General features: G+C 57.7%; 16 protein-coding genes. 7 read left to right on the forward strand and 9 right to left on the reverse strand.

The window, feature by feature from the left end; all coding sequences use genetic code 11:
• Window positions 1-145 precede the first annotated feature (145 nt).
• Window positions 146-733: a uracil-DNA glycosylase family protein gene (locus tag AC2FGB_RS09040; protein ID WP_496693866.1), complete on the forward strand. Its 588-nt coding sequence runs from the start codon at window positions 146-148 to the stop codon at window positions 731-733.
• On the forward strand, window positions 726-1,514 hold the full coding sequence (locus AC2FGB_RS09045; protein ID WP_496693865.1) for an SseB family protein: 789 nt from the start codon (window positions 726-728) through the stop codon (window positions 1,512-1,514). Before AC2FGB_RS09040 ends, AC2FGB_RS09045 begins: the two co-directional genes overlap by 8 nt.
• A gap of 45 nt (window positions 1,515-1,559) precedes the next feature.
• Here the strand turns inward: AC2FGB_RS09045 and yghU are convergent, their stop codons facing one another.
• Complete coding sequence (yghU, locus tag AC2FGB_RS09050; RefSeq protein WP_496693864.1) at window positions 1,560-2,438, reverse strand: glutathione-dependent disulfide-bond oxidoreductase; 879 nt, start codon at window positions 2,436-2,438, stop codon at window positions 1,560-1,562.
• A gap of 246 nt (window positions 2,439-2,684) precedes the next feature.
• Here yghU and AC2FGB_RS09055 point away from each other — a divergent pair, with 246 nt between their 5' ends.
• Window positions 2,685-3,203: a YHS domain-containing (seleno)protein gene (locus tag AC2FGB_RS09055; protein ID WP_496693863.1), complete on the forward strand. Its 519-nt coding sequence runs from the start codon at window positions 2,685-2,687 to the stop codon at window positions 3,201-3,203.
• 53 nt (window positions 3,204-3,256) lie between these two features.
• Here AC2FGB_RS09055 and AC2FGB_RS09060 read toward each other — a convergent pair whose 3' ends face one another.
• Window positions 3,257-3,919: a J domain-containing protein gene (locus tag AC2FGB_RS09060; RefSeq protein WP_142636640.1), complete on the reverse strand. Its 663-nt coding sequence runs from the start codon at window positions 3,917-3,919 to the stop codon at window positions 3,257-3,259.
• 213 nt (window positions 3,920-4,132) lie between these two features.
• Window positions 4,133-4,999 (reverse strand): methylenetetrahydrofolate reductase [NAD(P)H], encoded by an 867-nt coding sequence (gene metF, locus AC2FGB_RS09065; RefSeq protein WP_271949306.1) that lies wholly within the window; start codon window positions 4,997-4,999, stop codon window positions 4,133-4,135.
• A gap of 93 nt (window positions 5,000-5,092) precedes the next feature.
• Between metF and AC2FGB_RS09070 the strand changes: the two genes are divergently transcribed.
• Complete coding sequence (locus AC2FGB_RS09070; protein ID WP_142636644.1) at window positions 5,093-5,998, forward strand: LysR family transcriptional regulator; 906 nt, start codon at window positions 5,093-5,095, stop codon at window positions 5,996-5,998.
• Window positions 5,999-6,094: 96 nt separating this feature from the next.
• Window positions 6,095-6,880, forward strand: a complete 786-nt coding sequence (locus AC2FGB_RS09075; RefSeq protein WP_142636646.1) for an inositol monophosphatase family protein — start codon at window positions 6,095-6,097, stop codon at window positions 6,878-6,880.
• Window positions 6,881-6,934: 54 nt separating this feature from the next.
• On the opposite strand, the gene bhcD is transcribed toward AC2FGB_RS09075, so the two are convergent.
• The 4 genes from bhcD to bhcA are packed head-to-tail and all read right to left on the reverse strand — an operon-like array spanning window position 6,935 to window position 11,277.
• On the reverse strand, window positions 6,935-7,927 hold the full coding sequence (gene bhcD / locus AC2FGB_RS09080; RefSeq protein WP_496693862.1) for an iminosuccinate reductase BhcD: 993 nt from the start codon (window positions 7,925-7,927) through the stop codon (window positions 6,935-6,937).
• Between the two features lies 1 nt (window position 7,928).
• The gene (gene bhcC / locus AC2FGB_RS09085) at window positions 7,929-9,092 is read right to left on the reverse strand and encodes a 3-hydroxy-D-aspartate aldolase BhcC (protein WP_496693861.1); all 1,164 of its coding nucleotides are present in this window, start codon (window positions 9,090-9,092) and stop codon (window positions 7,929-7,931) included.
• A gap of 11 nt (window positions 9,093-9,103) precedes the next feature.
• On the reverse strand, window positions 9,104-10,075 hold the full coding sequence (gene bhcB, locus AC2FGB_RS09090) for a beta-hydroxyaspartate dehydratase BhcB (RefSeq protein WP_281972689.1): 972 nt from the start codon (window positions 10,073-10,075) through the stop codon (window positions 9,104-9,106).
• An 11-nt stretch (window positions 10,076-10,086) separates the two neighbouring features.
• Window positions 10,087-11,277 (reverse strand): L-aspartate--glyoxylate aminotransferase BhcA, encoded by a 1,191-nt coding sequence (gene bhcA / locus AC2FGB_RS09095; protein ID WP_281994957.1) that lies wholly within the window; start codon window positions 11,275-11,277, stop codon window positions 10,087-10,089.
• Window positions 11,278-11,466: 189 nt separating this feature from the next.
• On the opposite strand from bhcA, the gene AC2FGB_RS09100 reads away from it, so the two are divergent.
• A complete protein-coding gene (locus tag AC2FGB_RS09100; protein WP_496693860.1) occupies window positions 11,467-12,309 on the forward strand; it encodes an IclR family transcriptional regulator in 843 nt (280 codons plus the stop codon).
• Here the strand turns inward: AC2FGB_RS09100 and AC2FGB_RS09105 are convergent.
• A complete protein-coding gene (locus AC2FGB_RS09105) occupies window positions 12,274-13,017 on the reverse strand; it encodes a rhomboid family intramembrane serine protease (protein ID WP_281972692.1) in 744 nt (247 codons plus the stop codon). The two genes, AC2FGB_RS09100 and AC2FGB_RS09105, sit on opposite strands and share 36 nt — an antisense overlap.
• Window positions 13,018-13,059: 42 nt before the next feature.
• Window positions 13,060-16,461: a bifunctional proline dehydrogenase/L-glutamate gamma-semialdehyde dehydrogenase PutA gene (gene putA, locus AC2FGB_RS09110; RefSeq protein WP_496693859.1), complete on the reverse strand. Its 3,402-nt coding sequence runs from the start codon at window positions 16,459-16,461 to the stop codon at window positions 13,060-13,062.
• Window positions 16,462-16,569: 108 nt separating this feature from the next.
• On the opposite strand from putA, the gene AC2FGB_RS09115 reads away from it, so the two are divergent.
• The gene (locus tag AC2FGB_RS09115; RefSeq protein ID WP_142636662.1) at window positions 16,570-17,052 is read left to right on the forward strand and encodes an Lrp/AsnC family transcriptional regulator; all 483 of its coding nucleotides are present in this window, start codon (window positions 16,570-16,572) and stop codon (window positions 17,050-17,052) included.
• The last annotated feature ends 6 nt before the right edge of the window (window positions 17,053-17,058 follow it).

The raw sequence follows: 17,058 nt of genomic DNA on the forward strand, positions 1-17,058 counted from the left end.
TATGTCGAATTATGAAACAAATGATCAATGCGTTCCGGGGGTCGTTTTTGGTAATGTGACTTTTGCATCTGTTGGCGTCTGGATGTGTGTTACCTATCTTGCTTTCAGAACACCAACCATCTGAAGCGGCACTGATTGCGATCTCATGAACCCACTCGAAAAAGAAATAGAGGCCTGCCGTATTTGTGCCGACCGATTTGCGGCAACCGAAACCGCGCATGAACCAAGACCCATTGTCTGGTTCCGCAAAGACACGCCCATTTTGGTCTGTGGTCAGGCTCCGGGGGCACGAGTGCATGCGTCGGGTCGCCCTTTTACCGACCCTTCCGGTGATCGGCTTCGGGCGTGGTTGGGTGTTGATGAGGAGCTGTTTTATGACCGTTCACGTGTCTCGATCGTTCCAATGGCGTTTTGCTTTCCCGGCTATGATGCGCGCAAGGCAGATTTGCCTCCTCCGCCAGTATGCGGTCAGACTTGGCATGATCGGGTCATGGCGGATCTTAGGCCTGTGCCGTTGACCATTCTTGTGGGGGGGCACGCCCATAGATATCACCTGAAGTCACGTGGGTCAGTCACCGAAACCGTCCGCAACTGGCGGGACTATGCGCCGCGGATCTTTGCCTTGCCTCATCCGTCCTGGCGGAATACGGCATGGATGAAGAAAAATCCGTGGTTCGAAGCCGATCTGTTGCCGGTTTTGCGTGCACGGGTGCAAGAGGTTCTGAATGACTGAGATTTCGGCTCTGGACGCCGCCCATGCCGCGGCTGAGGCCGCTCCGCAGGATGATGCCGCCCGTCTGCGTTTCTTTGAACGGCTGGCTGACAGTGAGCTGTTCCTGATGCTGACGGAAGAGGCAAAGAACGAGAATATTTCGCCCGAATTGTTCGACGTGGCAGACGGGCGTTTTGTGCTGGCTTTCGATCGTGAAGACCGGCTGGCCCGCTTCGCAGACCGCCCGGTGCCCTATGTTGCGCTGTCGGGGCGGGTTTTATCGTCTATGTTGTGGGGGCAGGGGATCGGGCTGGGGTTGAACCTTGAAGTTGCCCCGTCCTCGATGTTGATCCCGCCCGAGGCATTGGGCTGGTTGGTGGAAACTTTGCAGCATGGTCCCGAAGAGGTGCAACAGCACCTGTCCGAGTTCCTGGCTCCATCGGGGTTGCCCGACGAACTGCTGACAGCTTTGGACGCCAAGCTGGCTACGGCCATTGGGTTGGCGCAAGCCGCCTATCTGGTCAGCACCAAAACGGCTGAAGGTGGTTTCGGGCATTTGCTGGGATTTGTCGATGCCGTCGAAGGGGCAGAGGCAGCTCTGGCTAAGGCCGCGTCTGAAGCGCTTACCTTTTCCGGGGTCGAAGCTGGGGCAATGGACGTAGGTTTTTTCAAATCAAGTGACACGGCCGCAGCGTCTTTGGCGCGGGTGGGTTTGCGGTACGATCTGCCGCAGCCTGAGGCACGTGTGAATGCGCATATCGCTCCTGGGCGCGATCCGGACAAACCGCCTTTGCTTAAGTAATGGCAGAATGGGGCTTCGCAGATTGATCCGCGAAGCCCGGTTTGTTTATTCGGCTGCCGGCTCCAGCTTGTCCTGTGTACGCGTTTCAAAGTCGCCGGCCTCGTGGCGTTCGTGAAGCTGTGTATGCTTTTCGCCGAAGGCACGATTGACCATGCGACCGCGTTTCACGGCGGGACGGGCGTCAATCTCCTTGGCCCAGCGCTTGACGTTCTTGTAGGATTCGACGTCCAGGAACTCGGCTGCGCTGTACAGGCGCCCAAGAACCAGTTGTCCGTACCAGGGCCAGATCGCGATATCGGCGATAGAGTAATCCTCGCCTGCGATATAGGTTTTCTCGGACAGCTCCCGATCCAGAACATCCAGCTGCCGCTTGGTTTCCATGGCAAAGCGGTTGATGGGATATTCCCATTTCTCGGGCGCATAGGCGTAGAAATGGCCAAACCCGCCACCCAGATATGGTGCACTGCCCATTTGCCAGAAAACCCAGTTCATCACCTCTGTCCGTTCGGGCCCGGATTCGGGTAGGAAAGCGTTGAACCTTTCAGCCAGGTGAAACAGAATCGAGGCACTTTCGAACACGCGCACAGGTTTTTCACCGGACCGATCCCACAGGGCAGGGATCTTCGAGTTCGGGTTGGCCTCTACAAAGCCCGAACTAAACTGATCTCCCTCGCCGATGTTGATCAGCCAGGCGTTATACTCGGCCTCTTCATGGCCTAGCGCCAGAAGCTCTTCCAGCATGACGGTTACTTTTACCCCGTTCGGAGTAGCAAGCGAATAGAGCTGCAGAGGATGGCGCCCAGCAGGCAAATCCTTGTCATGAGTTGCCCCCGCAATCGGGCGGTTGATATTAGCGAATTGTCCGCCGTTTTGGCTGTCCCATGTCCAGACCATAGGGGGCGTATAGGTCGATTGCTCGCTCATTTATTGCCTTTCTCAGCAATGTTCGGGTGAATTATCCGTTCGCTTCAACAGCTAATATTGCAAAGGGCAAAGTCCAACCCTGCCTGTTGGGAAGATTTTGTAACATTCAGTGCAAAAGACTTCACGTTTTCTCATTCGATGTCACAGCGACGCGAGCGGGACTGCGTTCGATCGAGGAATCACCTATTCTCTGCACAGCCCCGTATTCCGGGCCGATCATCCACCCAATAAAAAAGGACCGCCCTTATGAAACGATTTGCCTGGACCTTAGTTGCGACCTTGGCATTTGCCATGCCTGCCCTTGCAGGAGATCAGTATGTGGACGGCACCGGCTATGCGGTGTCGGGATATGACGTGGTTGCCTATCGCAGTCTGGATCAGGTTGCTGTCGGTCAATCACAGCCCGAAGCCGTCCGCGGAAGGTCAGATATTACGGCCGAATACAACGGCGTTACCTGGGCATTCTCGACCGAAGAGAACCGGGACAAGTTCATGGAAAACCCTGCTTATTATGCGCCGCAATATGACGGTCACTGCGCCTATGGCGTGTCACGCGGCGGCAAGGTGCCTGCGAACCCGAACCTGTGGCGGATTGTTGATGACAAGCTGTATCTGAACATTACCGATGTGGTTGTCGGGTTCTTTGAAGAAGATATTCCCGGCAATATCAATCTGGCTGAAGGAAACTGGCCGGGCATCGAGGCCGACGGGGCCTCCAGCAGCGTGATCCCGAAGTTTACCTCCGAAGGCCCGGTCACAAACTGAGAGTTCTGCAACGGATGCAAAGCCCGGCATTGATTTGCCGGGCTTTTTGTTTGTCATCCGGCCAACCAGTACTCATCCTGCGTTTGCTGGTCGGCGTTGAATCTGATCCGCACGCTGCGGGCGCCCGGAAATTTCTTGGTCGCAAGCGCAACGGGTACGACAACTTCGCCAGTGCCCGCATCTTTGGACTGAAAGCTCAGAATCTCTGTCTTGACGCGCTTGGAGCCAGCGAGAACACTCGTCGGCAATGCGACGCGGTTAGCACCTTCGCAGACAGGTGCGGAAATGAAATAAGTCAGGTTGCGGCCATGCAAGCCGACAGCGTCCGGAATGTGGTCAGCATCTTGCAGGCGATCCGCATCTTGACTGTCCACCGGGGTGTCCTGCAAGTGGGGCAGCGCCGTATTCAGCATTGCACGACAGGCATCAATATCTTGGGTTTCCAGCTGAATAACGCGTTTGCGCAATCGGGGGCGGCGTGGTTTCCCCGCCGCCGAGCCCGCCAGACCTTTCCCGGCCAGCCCCTCGCTGCGCAGCAAATCATAGGCCGCCTTGGCGTTGGCCAAGGCCGCACCGTCTCCGCCATTCTTATCGGGGTGGGCTTCGAATGCGATGTTGCGCCAGGCTTCTCGAATGTCATCTGAACTGGCGCTTTGAGCCAGACCAAGTGTGCCGAAGGCATTGGCGCGGGCACTAACCTTGTCAAAAGGTTCCATACTAAATTCACTCATAAACAAACTATACGGCCCCACAATGAATGGGCGGTTGCTAAAGTCAAATTTGTAACAGAATTGAACGGTTTATCGCGACAATGATTAAGGCTGCAGCTGGATTGTTCAAGTGGCCCAGTCAGACAGGGTAATCCCAACTTATTCCGCAAAAACACCCGGGGTTTTGGCCTCGGGTGCACAGTCTGAAACAAGCGGATATCAAGCGACGTTCTGAAGCTCGGCCTTTGGTGTGACGCCAAGGGCAAAGCACACATCCCGGGTCAGTTCCGGCCGGTTCAGGGTGTAAAAGTGGAGCTTGTCCACCCCGCCCTCGATCAGGTCTGAACAAAGTTCTGTGCACAATGCGGTGGCCAGCAGGTCTTCGCGGTCGTCACGAATGGCCTTCTCAAAGGCATTCTCGATCCAATCCGGAATATGTGTCCCGCATCTGCGGGCAAAGTTGCGCGCCCCTTTCCAGTTTTCGATCGGCAGGATGCCCGGAACGATGGGCTTGTCGATCCCTGCCTTTTCACAGGCATCGCGGAAACGGAAAAATGTCTCGGCCTCAAAGAAGAACTGAGTCAGGGCTTCGTCGGCCCCAGCGTCCAGCTTGGCCTTTAGCCAGTCGATATCGGCGGCAAAATCCTGTGCTTCCGGGTGTTTGTCCGGATAGGCGCCAACACGGATACTGAACATCTCGGTTTCTGCCAGTGCTTCGATCAATTCGACCGAGTCCGCGAACCCTTCCGGGTGCGGCGCGAACCGATCCTGACCCTTGGGCGGATCACCGCGCAAGGCGACGATGTTCTCCACGCCCGCCCGAGCAAAGGTATCTGCGATTTCCAGTGTTTCCTGACGTGACGCATCCACACAAGTCAGATGTGCAGCAACAGGCAGGCCAGAGGACTTGTGCAATGTGGCCACCGCATCGCGCGTCAGCTCGCGCGTGGTGCCCCCCGCGCCATAGGTGACAGAAACAAAGCGCGGTTCAAGCGGTGCCAGTGTTTGCACCGTATCCCAAAGGCGGAATGAAGCCTCAAGCGTCTGTGGCGGGAAAAATTCAAATGAAACTTCTGGTCTTGTCATCTCGGCCTCACGGGTGAAATCTCTGACCCTTGTGCCAGCTAACGCATTGTGAGACAAACTCATATTATTCAAGAACAACATGAGTTCCACGCAATGCATATCGAATTCCGCCACCTGCGTACGATCAAGGCGATCCATGAATGTGGCGGGCTTGCCCGTGCCGCAGATCAACTGAACATCACTCAATCCGCGTTGAGCCATCAAATCAAAGGCCTAGAGGATCAGGCCGGGGTCGAATTGTTCTTGCGCCGGTCCAAACCGATGAAACTTTCGGCGGCCGGTTTGCGGCTGTTACGCCTGGCCGAGCAGATCCTGCCGCAGGTCGAGGCGACACAGCAGGAGTTCTCTTCTTTGCGCGACGGGCGCACGGGCCGTATGCATATCGCCATTGAATGCCACGCCTGTTTTGAGTGGCTGTTCCCGGTGCTGGAATCCTTTCGTAAATCCTGGGGCGATGTGGATGTCGATATCCGCCCCGGCCTAGCCTTTGATGCCTTGCCGGCTTTGCAAAAAGAAGAGGTCGATCTGGTTGTTTCCTCGGACCCAGAAGATCTGCCCGGTGTCGAATTCATCGAACTCTTTGACTATGACGCGGTGTTTGTCGCGGCTTCGACACACCCGCTTGCCCAGAAAGAGTTCATTGAGGCCGAAGATTTTCGGGGCCAGACCCTGATTACCTATCCGGTCGAACGGACACGGTTGGATGTATTCAGCCAGCTGCTGATCCCTGCGCGGGTTGAACCGGCTGCGATCCGGCAGGTTGAGCTGACCGCAGTGATCCTGTTGCTGGTCGCGTCAAACCGGGGGATATCGGTGCTGCCGGACTGGGTTGTGCGTGAGGTGAAGTATAATTCCGACTATGTTACCCGCCCGCTGACCAAGGCGGGCATTACACGTCGCCTTTATGCTGCAGTGCGCACCGAGGACCTTGAAAAACCCTTTGTGCAAGAGCTGATCAAGCTGGCCAAAACCGAGGCGCGCAAGCTGCAGGAGCAATAGGCACAAAACGCGGGTCTGCTATGCGTATCATTCCTCTTGGCAAGGGCGCATTGCCCCAGTATACGCGCGGTTTGACCGGACAGGAGCCTTTGGACAATGGTTGGCAGTGCAAACCTCAACATCATGATCAAAGCCGCGCGCAAAGCGGGGCGTTCACTGGTCAAGGATTTTCGTGAAGTCGAGAACCTTCAGGTGTCGATGAAAGGCGCCGGGGACTTTGTGTCCAAGGCAGACATTGCAGCCGAGGCGATCCTGAAAGAGGAACTGCTTGGCGCGCGCCCGACCTATGGCTGGCTGGCCGAAGAGGGCGGCGAGATTGCCGGTGAAGATCCCACCCGCCGCTGGATTGTGGATCCGCTGGATGGCACCACGAATTTTCTGCACGGCCTGCCGCACTGGGCGATCTCGATCGCGTTGGAACATAAAGGCAAAATTGTTGCCGGTGTGATCTATGACGCCGCCAAGGACGAGATGTTCTTTGCAGAAAATGGCGAAGGCGCATGGATGAACGACACCCGTATCCGCGTTTCGGGTCGTCACCGCATGATCGAGTCGATCTTTTCGACCGGGCTGCCTTTTGGCGGACGGTCTGACTTGCCTGCGACCCTGCAGGATCTGGCACGTCTGATGCCAGTCTGCGCCGGTGTACGTCGGTGGGGCGCAGCAGCGCTGGACATGGCTTATGTTGCTGCTGGCCGGTATGAAGGCTTTTGGGAACGCCGTCTGAATGCCTGGGATGTTGCCGCCGGGATCATCATCGTGAAAGAGGCCGGTGGCTTTGTGCAGGCTTTGAACCCGGAAGGTAACGTGCTGGAGGATGGCGAGGTCATCTGTTCCAACGAGCCCATCTTTGATCAGTTTTCCAAGGTCATCCGGGGCTGAGCCACCAACAGGCAGGTTAAGCAAGCGCGCCCGATTGAGGCGCGCTTTTTCGTTTCAGAGGGTCGCGCGCTGGGCTAGATCCGCCTCTTCAGCCAATCGTGCAGCGACTGAGGCGACTGCAAGATCCTGCAACCCGACCCCGGTTCCATCAAACAGAGTGATCTGATCGTCGCTTGTCCGACCGGGGTGGTCACCATTGATGACGGCGCCGATGGGCGCGATTGCATCCTCGGTCAAGGCGCCAAGGCTGATGGCATGTTGGGCCTCGCCGATTGTCACGGACTGGGCGACCTCGTCGGTAAAGACAGTCGCCGCAGCGACGAGATCCGCGTCGACCTCTTGCTTGCCTTTGGTGTCGGTGCCCATGCAAGCCAGATGCGTGCCGGGCTTGATCCAGTCTTTCATCAAGAGCGGCTCAAAAGCCGAGGTGATGGTGATGATCACATCCGCCTGTGCGCCAAGCTCCTGTTGGCTGACGGCCTCGAATTCCAACCCAACCTCAGTGGCCACAGCTGCAAGGCGGGGCAGCATGTCGGGATGCGGGTTCCAGGCAATGACCTTTTCGAAGTCGCGCTGTTCCGCCGCCGCCCGCAGCTGGAAAGTTGACTGATGTCCGGCCCCGACCATACCAAGTACTCTTGCGTCTTGCCGCGCCAGCTGCGCGATCGAAACCGCCGAAGAGGCCGCTGTGCGCACCGCTGTCAGGTAATTGCCCCCGACAAGCGCGGACAATCGCCCGGTATCGGGGTCGAACAGAAACACCGTGGATTGGTGGTTGGTCAGGCCCTTCGCCGCATTGCCCGGCCAGTATCCACCGGATTTGAGGCCCAGCACCTGACCGTCGCGGTCAAATCCCGATTTGAACCCATAGAGAGCGTCGGCATGGCCCAAAGCCTCGCGGATAACGGGAAAGTTCCACGCGCCACCTTTAGCCATCGCACCGAACACAGCCTGTACCGCGTCAAAGGCCTGCTGGCGTCCTACCAGTTTCTCGCACAGATCTTCGCCTACAATCAGCAGGCCGTCGCTTTTCATAACATCCCGCATCTCAATAGGCTTTCCCGCGGGCCGAGACCGGCCACAGGGCTTCGACTTTGCCGCCCCGTACGCCCACATACCAATCATGGACATTGCAGGTGGGGTCACAGTGGCCCGGCACCAACCGCAGCTTGTCATTGACCTTCAGTACGCCGTCTGGATCCCCGATAACCCCATGCTCGTCCGAGCACTTGAGGTATTCGACATCATCACGCCCGAACACAAAGGGCAGGCCGCTATCGACCGACTGCGCCTTGAGGCCGGCGTCGCAGATGGCCTTGTCTGCTTTGGCGTGGCTCATGACGCTGGTCAGGATGAATAGCGCATTTTCCCATTCTCCCTGATCAATCCGCTGGCCGTTCTGATCCAGAATCCGCCCATAATCCGCGTCCATGAAGGCGTAAGAGCCGCATTGCAATTCGTTGTAAACGCCCGAGTTACTTTCGAAGTAATAGGAACCGGTGCCGCCGCCCGAAACCAGTTCGCACTCGATCCCTTCTGCTTTCAACCCGGCGACAGCGTCTTTGACCATGGCAATGGCTACATCCAGCTTCTCTTTACGGGCCTCATAGGTGTCGAGATGTTGCATCGCACCCTGATAGGCCTGAATGCCGGTGAATTTCAGATTTGGCGCTGCTTGCACAGCTTTGGCAATCTCGATGACCGCCGGTGTCGTGGTTACACCACAGCGCCCTGCGCCGCAGTCGATCTCGATGAACACTTCCAGTTCTGTACCGTGACGCGAAGCGGCAGCCGAAAGGTCGGAGATATTGTCGATATCGTCCACGCAGACAATGATACGTGCGCCGAAATTGGGCAGCCGTGCCAGTCGGTCAATCTTGACCGGGTCGCGCACCTGGTTGGATACAAGGATGTCCGTAATGCCGCCACGGGCAAATACCTCGGCTTCCGACACTTTCTGACAGCAGACGCCGACCGAACCGCCCAACCGTTCCTGCAGCTTGGCCACATCGACCGATTTGTGCATCTTGCCATGAACACGATGGCGCATCCCATGGGCCTTTGCGAAATCGCCCATCTTTCGGATGTTGCTCTCTAGCGCGTCCAGATCAAGGATCAGGCAAGGCGTCTGTATCTCGCTTTCGTCCATGCCGATCGCGGCAGGGATGTCGAAGCCGACCTCGAGGTCTTCAAAATTTACGGTCTTGTTCATGTTGTTTCTCCTTACCCTTTCAGCCAGGGCAGTTTGTCCAGGTCTACATTGCCACCGGTCACGATGACCCCAATGCGCTTGCCTTGGAAAACCTCTGGGTTCTTCAAAATGGTTGCCAGAGGAACCGCCGAAGACGGCTCCATCACCACGCGCAGGTGCTTCCAGGTCAGTTTCATCGCTTCGATGATTTCCTCTTCCGAGGCGGTAAAAATATCGGTCACGTGGTTGGATACGAAATGCCAGGTGTTTTCTTTCAGGGGCACCAGCAGCCCATCCGCAACTGTCTTGGGTGCGTCGTCTGCGATGATATGACCGGCCTTGAATGACCGGTAAGCGTCATCCGCCTGTTCCGGTTCCGCTGCATAAATTGCGGTCTCGGGCGCAAGGTTCGAAACCGTCAGACAGGTGCCTGAAATCATGCCGCCACCGCCGATGGGCGCGATAACGGCGTCCATACCACCAGTCTGTTCCAGCAGTTCGGCGGAGCAGGTGGCCTGACCGGTAATCACACGCGGGTCGTTATAGGGGTGAACAAATTCGCCACCGGTTCGGGCCTGAACCTCGGCAAATGTTGCTTCGCGCGAGCTTGTCGAAGGGTCACATTCGGTGATTGTACCGCCATATCGGCGAACTGCATCCTTCTTGGCCTGCGGGGCTGTGCGCGGCATGACCACGTTGCACGGAATACCGCGGCGGCCGGCCGCATAAGACAAAGACAAGGCGTGGTTGCCGCTGGAATGCGTGCAGACACCCTTGGGCATCAAATGGTCTGCAAGGCCGAATACAGCGTTGCAGGCCCCACGCACCTTAAAGGCCCCGGCTTCTTGGAAATTTTCGCATTTGAAGAACAGCTGCGCGCCGGTCAGGTCATTCAGGTGGTCCGAAACCATGACCGGAGTTCGGCGGATATGCGGTTTGATCCGATCATGCGCGACACGCATGTCCTCGATCGTCAGATCCGCGGCAGAGGGGTGATCCAACATTGTCATTCTCCTTACGCCGCGGCCTCGGTTCGGTTGCCGGGTGTGGCGCGAAAGTGTTCCTGGGCTGCGGCGACGCCAGAGCCCAACGTGATCGGATAGCTTAGATCGGCCATTGCCATCTCGATCGTACAGAGTCCGGACAGGACCATCGCATCTGTCAGACTGCCCAGATGCCCAATACGGAACGCCTTGCCGTGCAACTGGCCCAAGCCAACACCAAAGGACATCCCGTAGGTGTTAAAGGCATGGTCGGTCAGAATGTTGCTGTCGAACCCTTCGGGCACGTAGATTGCGCTGACCGTGTCCGAGTAAAGGTCTGGCGATTGAGCAACCAGTTCCAGCCCCCAAGCATCGACGGCGCGCCGGACACCCTCGGCAAGCCGATGATGACGGGCGTAAACATTCGGTAAGCCTTCTTCAAACAGCATCTTCAGGCTTTCACGCAGCCCGTAGATCAGTTGCAGAGGTGGTGTATAGGGAAACCCTCCGGTCGCATTGGCCGCCATCATATCCCGGAAATCGAAAAAGGTCCGGTGCAGCTCTGCGGTTTCCATCGCGTCCAGCGCTTTCTGGCTGACGCAAAGGATGGCCATGCCAGTGGCCAGCATGAATCCCTTCTGCGATCCCGAAACCGCGATGTCGACGCCCCAGCGGTCGAACTCGAACGGTACAGAGGCCAAAGAGCTGACGCAGTCCACCATCAAAAGCGCCGGATGATTGGCGGCATCCATCGCCCGTCTTACAGCCCCGATATCCGAAAGCACCCCTGTCGCCGTTTCATTATGAGTGACCAGAACGGCGCGAATTTCATGCGCTTTGTCCCCAGTCAGAACCGTCTGAAATTGGTCAGCGGGAGCGCCGCTGCCCCAAGGACAGTCGATGACCTGAACGTCAAGCCCGTGACGTGTGCACAGATCAATCCAGCGGTGGCTGAAAACGCCATAGCGCGCAATCAGGACCTTATCACCTGGGCTGAGCGTGTTGGTGATTGCAGCCTCCCATCCACCTGTGCCGCTGGCGGGAAAGGTAACGATCTGGGCCGCAGCGGTATCAAAGACCTTCTTGGTGTCTTCCAGTACGGGTGCAAATGTCTGGACAAAGTCCGGCGCGCGATGATCCTGCGTCTGAACCTGCATGGCAAGGCGCAGTCTATCAGGTATGTTGGTCGGGCCGGGAATGAAAACCGGGTTTTGGTTCGACATGGCTTGTTCCTCTGCTTTGGAGATAAGTGTCCGGGAAAAAGCTGCATTACGCAATTTTCTTGAAAAATATTTTCATTTATTGAAGATAAATATTAAGCTACTGATATATTAAACTTTTCCGTTTTTCATTTTTACGTGCAAGAAATCCGGACGCGAGAAACTCTGGACAGCTGAAAGGAAATGCCTGGGATGGAAACGCAGAAAAGGCCACGCGGCAGACCAAAATCGCTGTTCAAGGAAAGCTCGGCCGGGACCATGCAATCGCTGGATCGGGCGCTGAGCGTTTTGACCACAGTGGCCCGTCTGGAACGCGCAGCACTCAGCGATTTGGCGCGCGAAGTTGATGTGCCCACGGCAACAACACACCGAATTCTGGTGACGCTGCAGAAGCACGGTTTCGTCGCCTTTGATGAAGAGCGTCAAGAATGGATGATCGGGATCGAGACCTATCGCACCGGAGCGTCCTTTCTACGCCGTAATGGTGTTATCGAAATCGGAAGGCCCATTTTACGCCGGCTGATGCAGGATAGCGGCGAAACGGCGAATCTGGCCGTTCCGGACGGGGCCGAAGTGGTGTTTGTGGGGCAGGTCGAAACGGCCAATCCGATCCGGGCTTTTTTTCCACCGGGCGCGCGGACACCGATGTATGCCTCGGGCACCGGTAAGGCGATCTTGGCCGCGTTGAACGAGGCTGCATTGATCAAAGCGCTGGGCACGTTGGACACAAAGGTCTTCACGCCTCAAACACTGGTGCCCGGCGATGCACTGCAAAGCGATCTGGATCAGACCCGGGCCCGCGGGTGGTCGCATGATCGGGAGGAACGATACGAGGGGATGTCATGCATCGGTGCGGCCATCTTCAACGACCGGGGGGAACCCTGTGCGGGCATTTCCGTATCTGGCCCTACCGCCCGGTTCAGCACTGAACGCGCGCCGGAATTAGGCCGATTGGTACAAGCCGCCGCGCAAGAGGTTACCTTGCTCAGCGGTGGGCGCTTACCGGCGCGGGATGCGGGGGATGCGGGATTGTGACAGCTTGTATTCGTGCTCTGGATGGGGCGGATGCCCATGGGTGCGGTTCCAATAGTCACTCGCGCCGCGCCGCAACCAAAGGGGTATGCACAAGAGCAAACCAACAAGGAAGCCCCCGGTATGGGCCCAATAGGCGACGCCGCCCTCGTCGGGGTTGCTGGACAGGCTTCCAATGAACTGCATACCCAGCCACACGCCTAGCATGACAAACGCCGGGATCGAGAAGACACGGAAATAGATCACCAGAACAAGCAGGATGTCCACGCGCGCTTTGGGGAACATCAACAAATAGCCACCCATGACGCCAGCTATTGCGCCAGACGCACCAATCGTAGGGACCAGAGATTGTGGCGCTGTGACGACGTGGATCAGACCGGCCCCGATACCGGCGGCAAGATAGAACAGCAGAAAGGGCAGGTGGCCCATCTCGTCTTCGAGGTTGTCGCCGAAGATCCACAGGAACAGCATGTTTCCTGCCAGATGCATCCAGCCGCCATGCAGGAACATCGAGGTCACGAGGGTCTCAAGCGTATAGCCGTCCGTAATCCGGGCGGGCACCACCGCATAGTCGGTATACAGCTGGGTGATCAGCCGCTGGTTCTCCATGCTTCCCGCATAGCTGAGGAAAATCAGGATATTTGCAGCCATCAACAGATAGATGACATACGGTGTGCGTCCCGAAGGGTTATGGTCACGAATTGGAAACATGGTGCGACGCTGGGCGGTTGGCTGCCCAGCGTCAAGGCCTGTTTAGGCCGCACCCCCCAGCAATGCGGCATTCCCACCCGCAGCAGTGGTGTCGACACAGACATGTCGTTCTCCCAGAACGCGGGTGCGATCTGGCTGGCCGGGGATCAGAGGGATGATCGGGCCTGCACGCCGGGACAGATGACGCTCGATTTCCTGACCGGTTGCGTCGTTGCCCCACCACAATACGCCCGAGAAGCCAGTCAGGTTTTCAAGCCGGTGCAGGTCTAACGCGCCGATAGCAGTGATAGCCCGCCCGCCCAGTGCTTTGACCGCGTTGGCCTGCGCTTGTGCGGCTTCAACTCCGGGACCCATACACAATAGCGGTGCGCGTGAGAATTCACTCAGGCGGTTCGATTCACCCGTCGGACCGGGCAGCAACCGCGCCCTGATCTCAGCAGATTTTCCTTCTGGCAATGGTAGATCGGTCATATCGGTGGACCATTGCTCGGGACTGACCTGCCGGTCCGGGGCGCAGAAGCGGGTCAGGTAGTTCGGCCCGCCCGCCTTTGGGCCGGTCCCCGACAGACCCTCGCCGCCAAAGGGTTGCGATCCAACTATGGCGCCGATCTGGTTGCGATTGACGTAGATGTTTCCGGCATGAACAGCTTCGGTGATGTGCTGAACGCGGTCGTCGATCCGTGTGTGCAGGCCAAAGGTCAGCCCATATCCTGTGGCGTTGATATCGGCGATGATCTGATCCAACTCCGAGGAATTGAACCGCACTACATGCAGGACGGGGCCAAACACCTCGCGCTCCAACTCGGCAATGCCGGGGATTTCGATAAGGGTTGGGGCGATGAACGTGCCGTCGCCGGGGACGGACATCTCTTTCAGGACACGCCCTTCGGACCGTGCCAATGCGATGTGATCAGCGATACCAAGGCGTGCATCTTCGTCGATCACGGGACCGCAATCGGTTGAAATCAACCAGGGATCGCCAACCAGCAGCGCGTCCATGGCCCCTGTCAGCATGGTCAGAAGATCATCGGCAATGTCTTCTTGGACATAAAGACAGCGCAACGCCGAGCACCTTTGTCCCGCTGATTGGAATGCGCTTTCGATGATCGACTGAACCGCCTGTTCGGGCAGGGCGGTGCTGTCCACGATCATCGCATTCAAGCCACCGGTTTCCGCGATCAGAGGCGTTCCCGGTCGCAAGTTTCCGGCCATGGCCGCACGGATTTTCAGGGCGGTCCCGGTCGAGCCGGTAAAGGCCACTCCCGACACCCTCGTGTCCGAGGTCAGGGCTGCGCCCACCGATGGACCGCCCGGCAGCAACTGTAGCGCGCTGCGTGGCACTCCGGCCTCGTGCAGCAATTCAACGGCGCGATGCGCGATCAATGGTGTCTGCGGTGCCGGCTTTGCCAATACCGCATTCCCAGTGGCCAAAGCAGCGGATATTTGACCGGTGAAAATGGCCAGCGGAAAGTTCCACGGGCTGATGCAGGTGAACACACCCGCTGGTTCTGCGTCGGGTATATTCGCCGCATAATAGCGCAGGAAATCTACCGCCTCGCGCAGTTCGGCGACTGCATCGGGCAGGGACTTACCAGCCTCACGGGCCAGCAGGGCGAAAAGCTCACCGAAATGGGTCTCGTAAAGGTCGGCGGCGGCATTCAGAACCTGCGAGCGTTGATCTGCCACTACCTGCCAGGGGGTGGCTGCAGTCAAAGCAAGCTCGACATCTTGTGCGCTGGCCGGGGCAACAGCACCGGGGCGATCCCGCGACTGTGCTGGGTTGACGATGGGCTGATCGTCATCGGGCCGCGCATCGCCGGACAACAACGGGCGCGCATACCAGTGATGCGTCCGAAACGCCTCCCGCGCGGCATTGACCCGGTCCAAAGTGGGAATGTGCCGCAAGTCAAACCCCTGCGAATTGGGCCGCTCGGGTTGAAACAGTTCGGGTCCGGTTGGAATGGCGCGTGCCGGTTCGAGGAGAGTGAGAAACGGATCGGCTGCAACCTCCTCCGGGGGAACAGTATCATCCACGATTTGGTTCACGAATGAAGAGTTCGCACCATTCTCAAGCAGTCGCCGCACCAGGTAGGCCAGCAAGTCACGATGGGCCCCGACAGGCGCGTATATGCGGCAGCGTGTGTTGTTTGCGCCCTTAACCAGATGGTGCAGGGTTTCTCCCATCCCGTGCAGCCGCTGAAATTCGAAAGGCTGATCAGTTGCCATTTGCAGAATTGCACTGACCGTATGGGCGTTATGGGTGGCAAACTGCGGATAAATCCGGTCGGTCATGCCCAGCAATTTTCGCGCATTAGCAATATAGGAAACATCGGTCACGGCCTTGCTGGTAAACACCGGAAAACCCTCGACGCCTTCTACCTGAGCGCGCTTGATCTCGGTATCCCAATAGGCGCCTTTGACCAGCCGCACCATCAGTTTGCGGTCATAACGCTCGGCCATTCCATAGAGCGCGTCCAGTGCGATTCCAGCACGCGGACCATAGGCCTGAACCACAATTCCGAACCCGTCCCATCCTGCGAGTGCAGGCTCGGCCATCACCGCTTCGATGACCTGCAGGGACAGCGACAGGCGGTCGGCCTCTTCGGCGTCGATATTCAGGCCCATGCCAGCGGCTTTGGCCAAAAGGCACAGGGCGCGCAGGCGGGGGACAAGCTCGGCCATCACACGCTGTTCCTGGGCCAGCTCATACCGGGGGTGCAGCGCCGACAGCTTGACCGAGATGCCCGGATTGGCCCGAATGTCATCATGGGTGCAGGCCTCTGCAATGGCGGTGATGGCACGGGAATAAGACAAATGATATCGGGCCGCGTCGGCCTCGGTCCGTGCGGCTTCACCCAGCATATCGTAGGAATAGGTATAGCCCTTGGCCTCCATCCCGCTGGCACGTTCCATGGCCGACTGGATGGTCTCGCCCAGCACGAACTGACGACCCATTTCCTTCATTGCGCGCCCGACGGCCGTGCGGATAACCGGTTCACCCAGTCTTTTGATCGCACCTCGCAGGGCACTGACAGGCGAGGGCTTGCCGTCGTCGAGGACTTTACCGGTCAGCATCAGCGCCCAAGTCGAGGCATTCACCAGCGGCGAGGAGGATTGCCCAAGATGCTTGCCCCAGTCGGACGGCGCGATCTTGTCTTCGATGAGAGCATCGATCGTGTCGGCATCCGGCACGCGCAGCAGCGCTTCGGCCAGACACATCAGCGCCACGCCCTCATCGGTAGACAGGCCATATTCGGCCAGAAACACCTCCATCATGCCCGGCGATGTACTGGATCGAATATCACGCACAAGCTGGGCGGCTGCCGCACAGATTTGGGCTCGATCAGTTTCAGACAGCGCGGCATGATCGATAAGATTGTCGAGAACGGCGGTTTGATCAGCGTAGGTTTGGCTGTCGATATGGGTGCTCAGGCTGTGTGACATGAATCCTCCAGGCTTTTGTTGAATATAATGTCGATTTCTCAGGACGATTGCCGTATTTTTTAATTCATCTGGTCGGATGGACTGTATTTAGGGGATAATGCCGTGCAAATGAGCTTTCCGGATTTGGATCGGTTTGATCGAGCGATCTTGGCGATTCTCTCAGAGGATGGGCGCATATCAGTTGCCGACCTAGCGCGGCGGATCGGGCTGTCGAAATCCCCAACCCAGGCGCGTCTAAAGCGACTTGAGGCTAGCGGGGTGATCACCGGGTATCGCGCCTTACTGGACCCGATCCGACTGGGGCTGGACCATGTGGCTTTTGTCGAGGTGCGCCTGACCGACACAAGAGAGAAGGCACTGGCCGAGTTTAACGCCGCAGTCCGCAAGGTGCCCGAAATCGAGCAAGCCCATATGATCGCGTCGAATTTCGACTATCTGCTGAAAATCCGCACTGGTTCAATGTCGGAATACCGCGCCGTTTTGGCTGAGAAGATATCCTCGCTTCCGCATGTGGCGAATACCTCGACCTTTGTGGCGATGGAGGCAGTTAAGGAAACCGTTGTTTCAGGCGCTTTGGACAGGGTGGGTTGACGAATT

The sequence above is a fragment of the Ruegeria sp. CDSC021 genome, from assembly GCF_059610845.1.

Bases quoted from the DNA above. Each gene is read 5' to 3' on its own strand.
- AC2FGB_RS09040 (WP_496693866.1), top strand. From the start codon at position 146: ATGAACCCACTCGAAAAAGAAATAGAGGCCTGCCGTATTTGTGCCGAC.
- AC2FGB_RS09045 (WP_496693865.1), top strand. From the start codon at position 726: ATGACTGAGATTTCGGCTCTGGACGCCGCCCATGCCGCGGCTGAGGCC.
- yghU (WP_496693864.1), bottom strand. From the start codon at position 2,438: ATGAGCGAGCAATCGACCTATACGCCCCCTATGGTCTGGACATGGGAC.
- AC2FGB_RS09055 (WP_496693863.1), top strand. From the start codon at position 2,685: ATGAAACGATTTGCCTGGACCTTAGTTGCGACCTTGGCATTTGCCATG.
- AC2FGB_RS09060 (WP_142636640.1), bottom strand. From the start codon at position 3,919: ATGGAACCTTTTGACAAGGTTAGTGCCCGCGCCAATGCCTTCGGCACA.
- metF (WP_271949306.1), bottom strand. From the start codon at position 4,999: ATGACAAGACCAGAAGTTTCATTTGAATTTTTCCCGCCACAGACGCTT.
- AC2FGB_RS09070 (WP_142636644.1), top strand. From the start codon at position 5,093: ATGCATATCGAATTCCGCCACCTGCGTACGATCAAGGCGATCCATGAA.
- AC2FGB_RS09075 (WP_142636646.1), top strand. From the start codon at position 6,095: ATGGTTGGCAGTGCAAACCTCAACATCATGATCAAAGCCGCGCGCAAA.
- bhcD (WP_496693862.1), bottom strand. From the start codon at position 7,927: ATGCGGGATGTTATGAAAAGCGACGGCCTGCTGATTGTAGGCGAAGAT.
- bhcC (WP_496693861.1), bottom strand. From the start codon at position 9,092: ATGAACAAGACCGTAAATTTTGAAGACCTCGAGGTCGGCTTCGACATC.
- bhcB (WP_281972689.1), bottom strand. From the start codon at position 10,075: ATGTTGGATCACCCCTCTGCCGCGGATCTGACGATCGAGGACATGCGT.
- bhcA (WP_281994957.1), bottom strand. From the start codon at position 11,277: ATGTCGAACCAAAACCCGGTTTTCATTCCCGGCCCGACCAACATACCT.
- AC2FGB_RS09100 (WP_496693860.1), top strand. From the start codon at position 11,467: ATGGAAACGCAGAAAAGGCCACGCGGCAGACCAAAATCGCTGTTCAAG.
- AC2FGB_RS09105 (WP_281972692.1), bottom strand. From the start codon at position 13,017: ATGTTTCCAATTCGTGACCATAACCCTTCGGGACGCACACCGTATGTC.
- putA (WP_496693859.1), bottom strand. From the start codon at position 16,461: ATGTCACACAGCCTGAGCACCCATATCGACAGCCAAACCTACGCTGAT.
- AC2FGB_RS09115 (WP_142636662.1), top strand. From the start codon at position 16,570: ATGAGCTTTCCGGATTTGGATCGGTTTGATCGAGCGATCTTGGCGATT.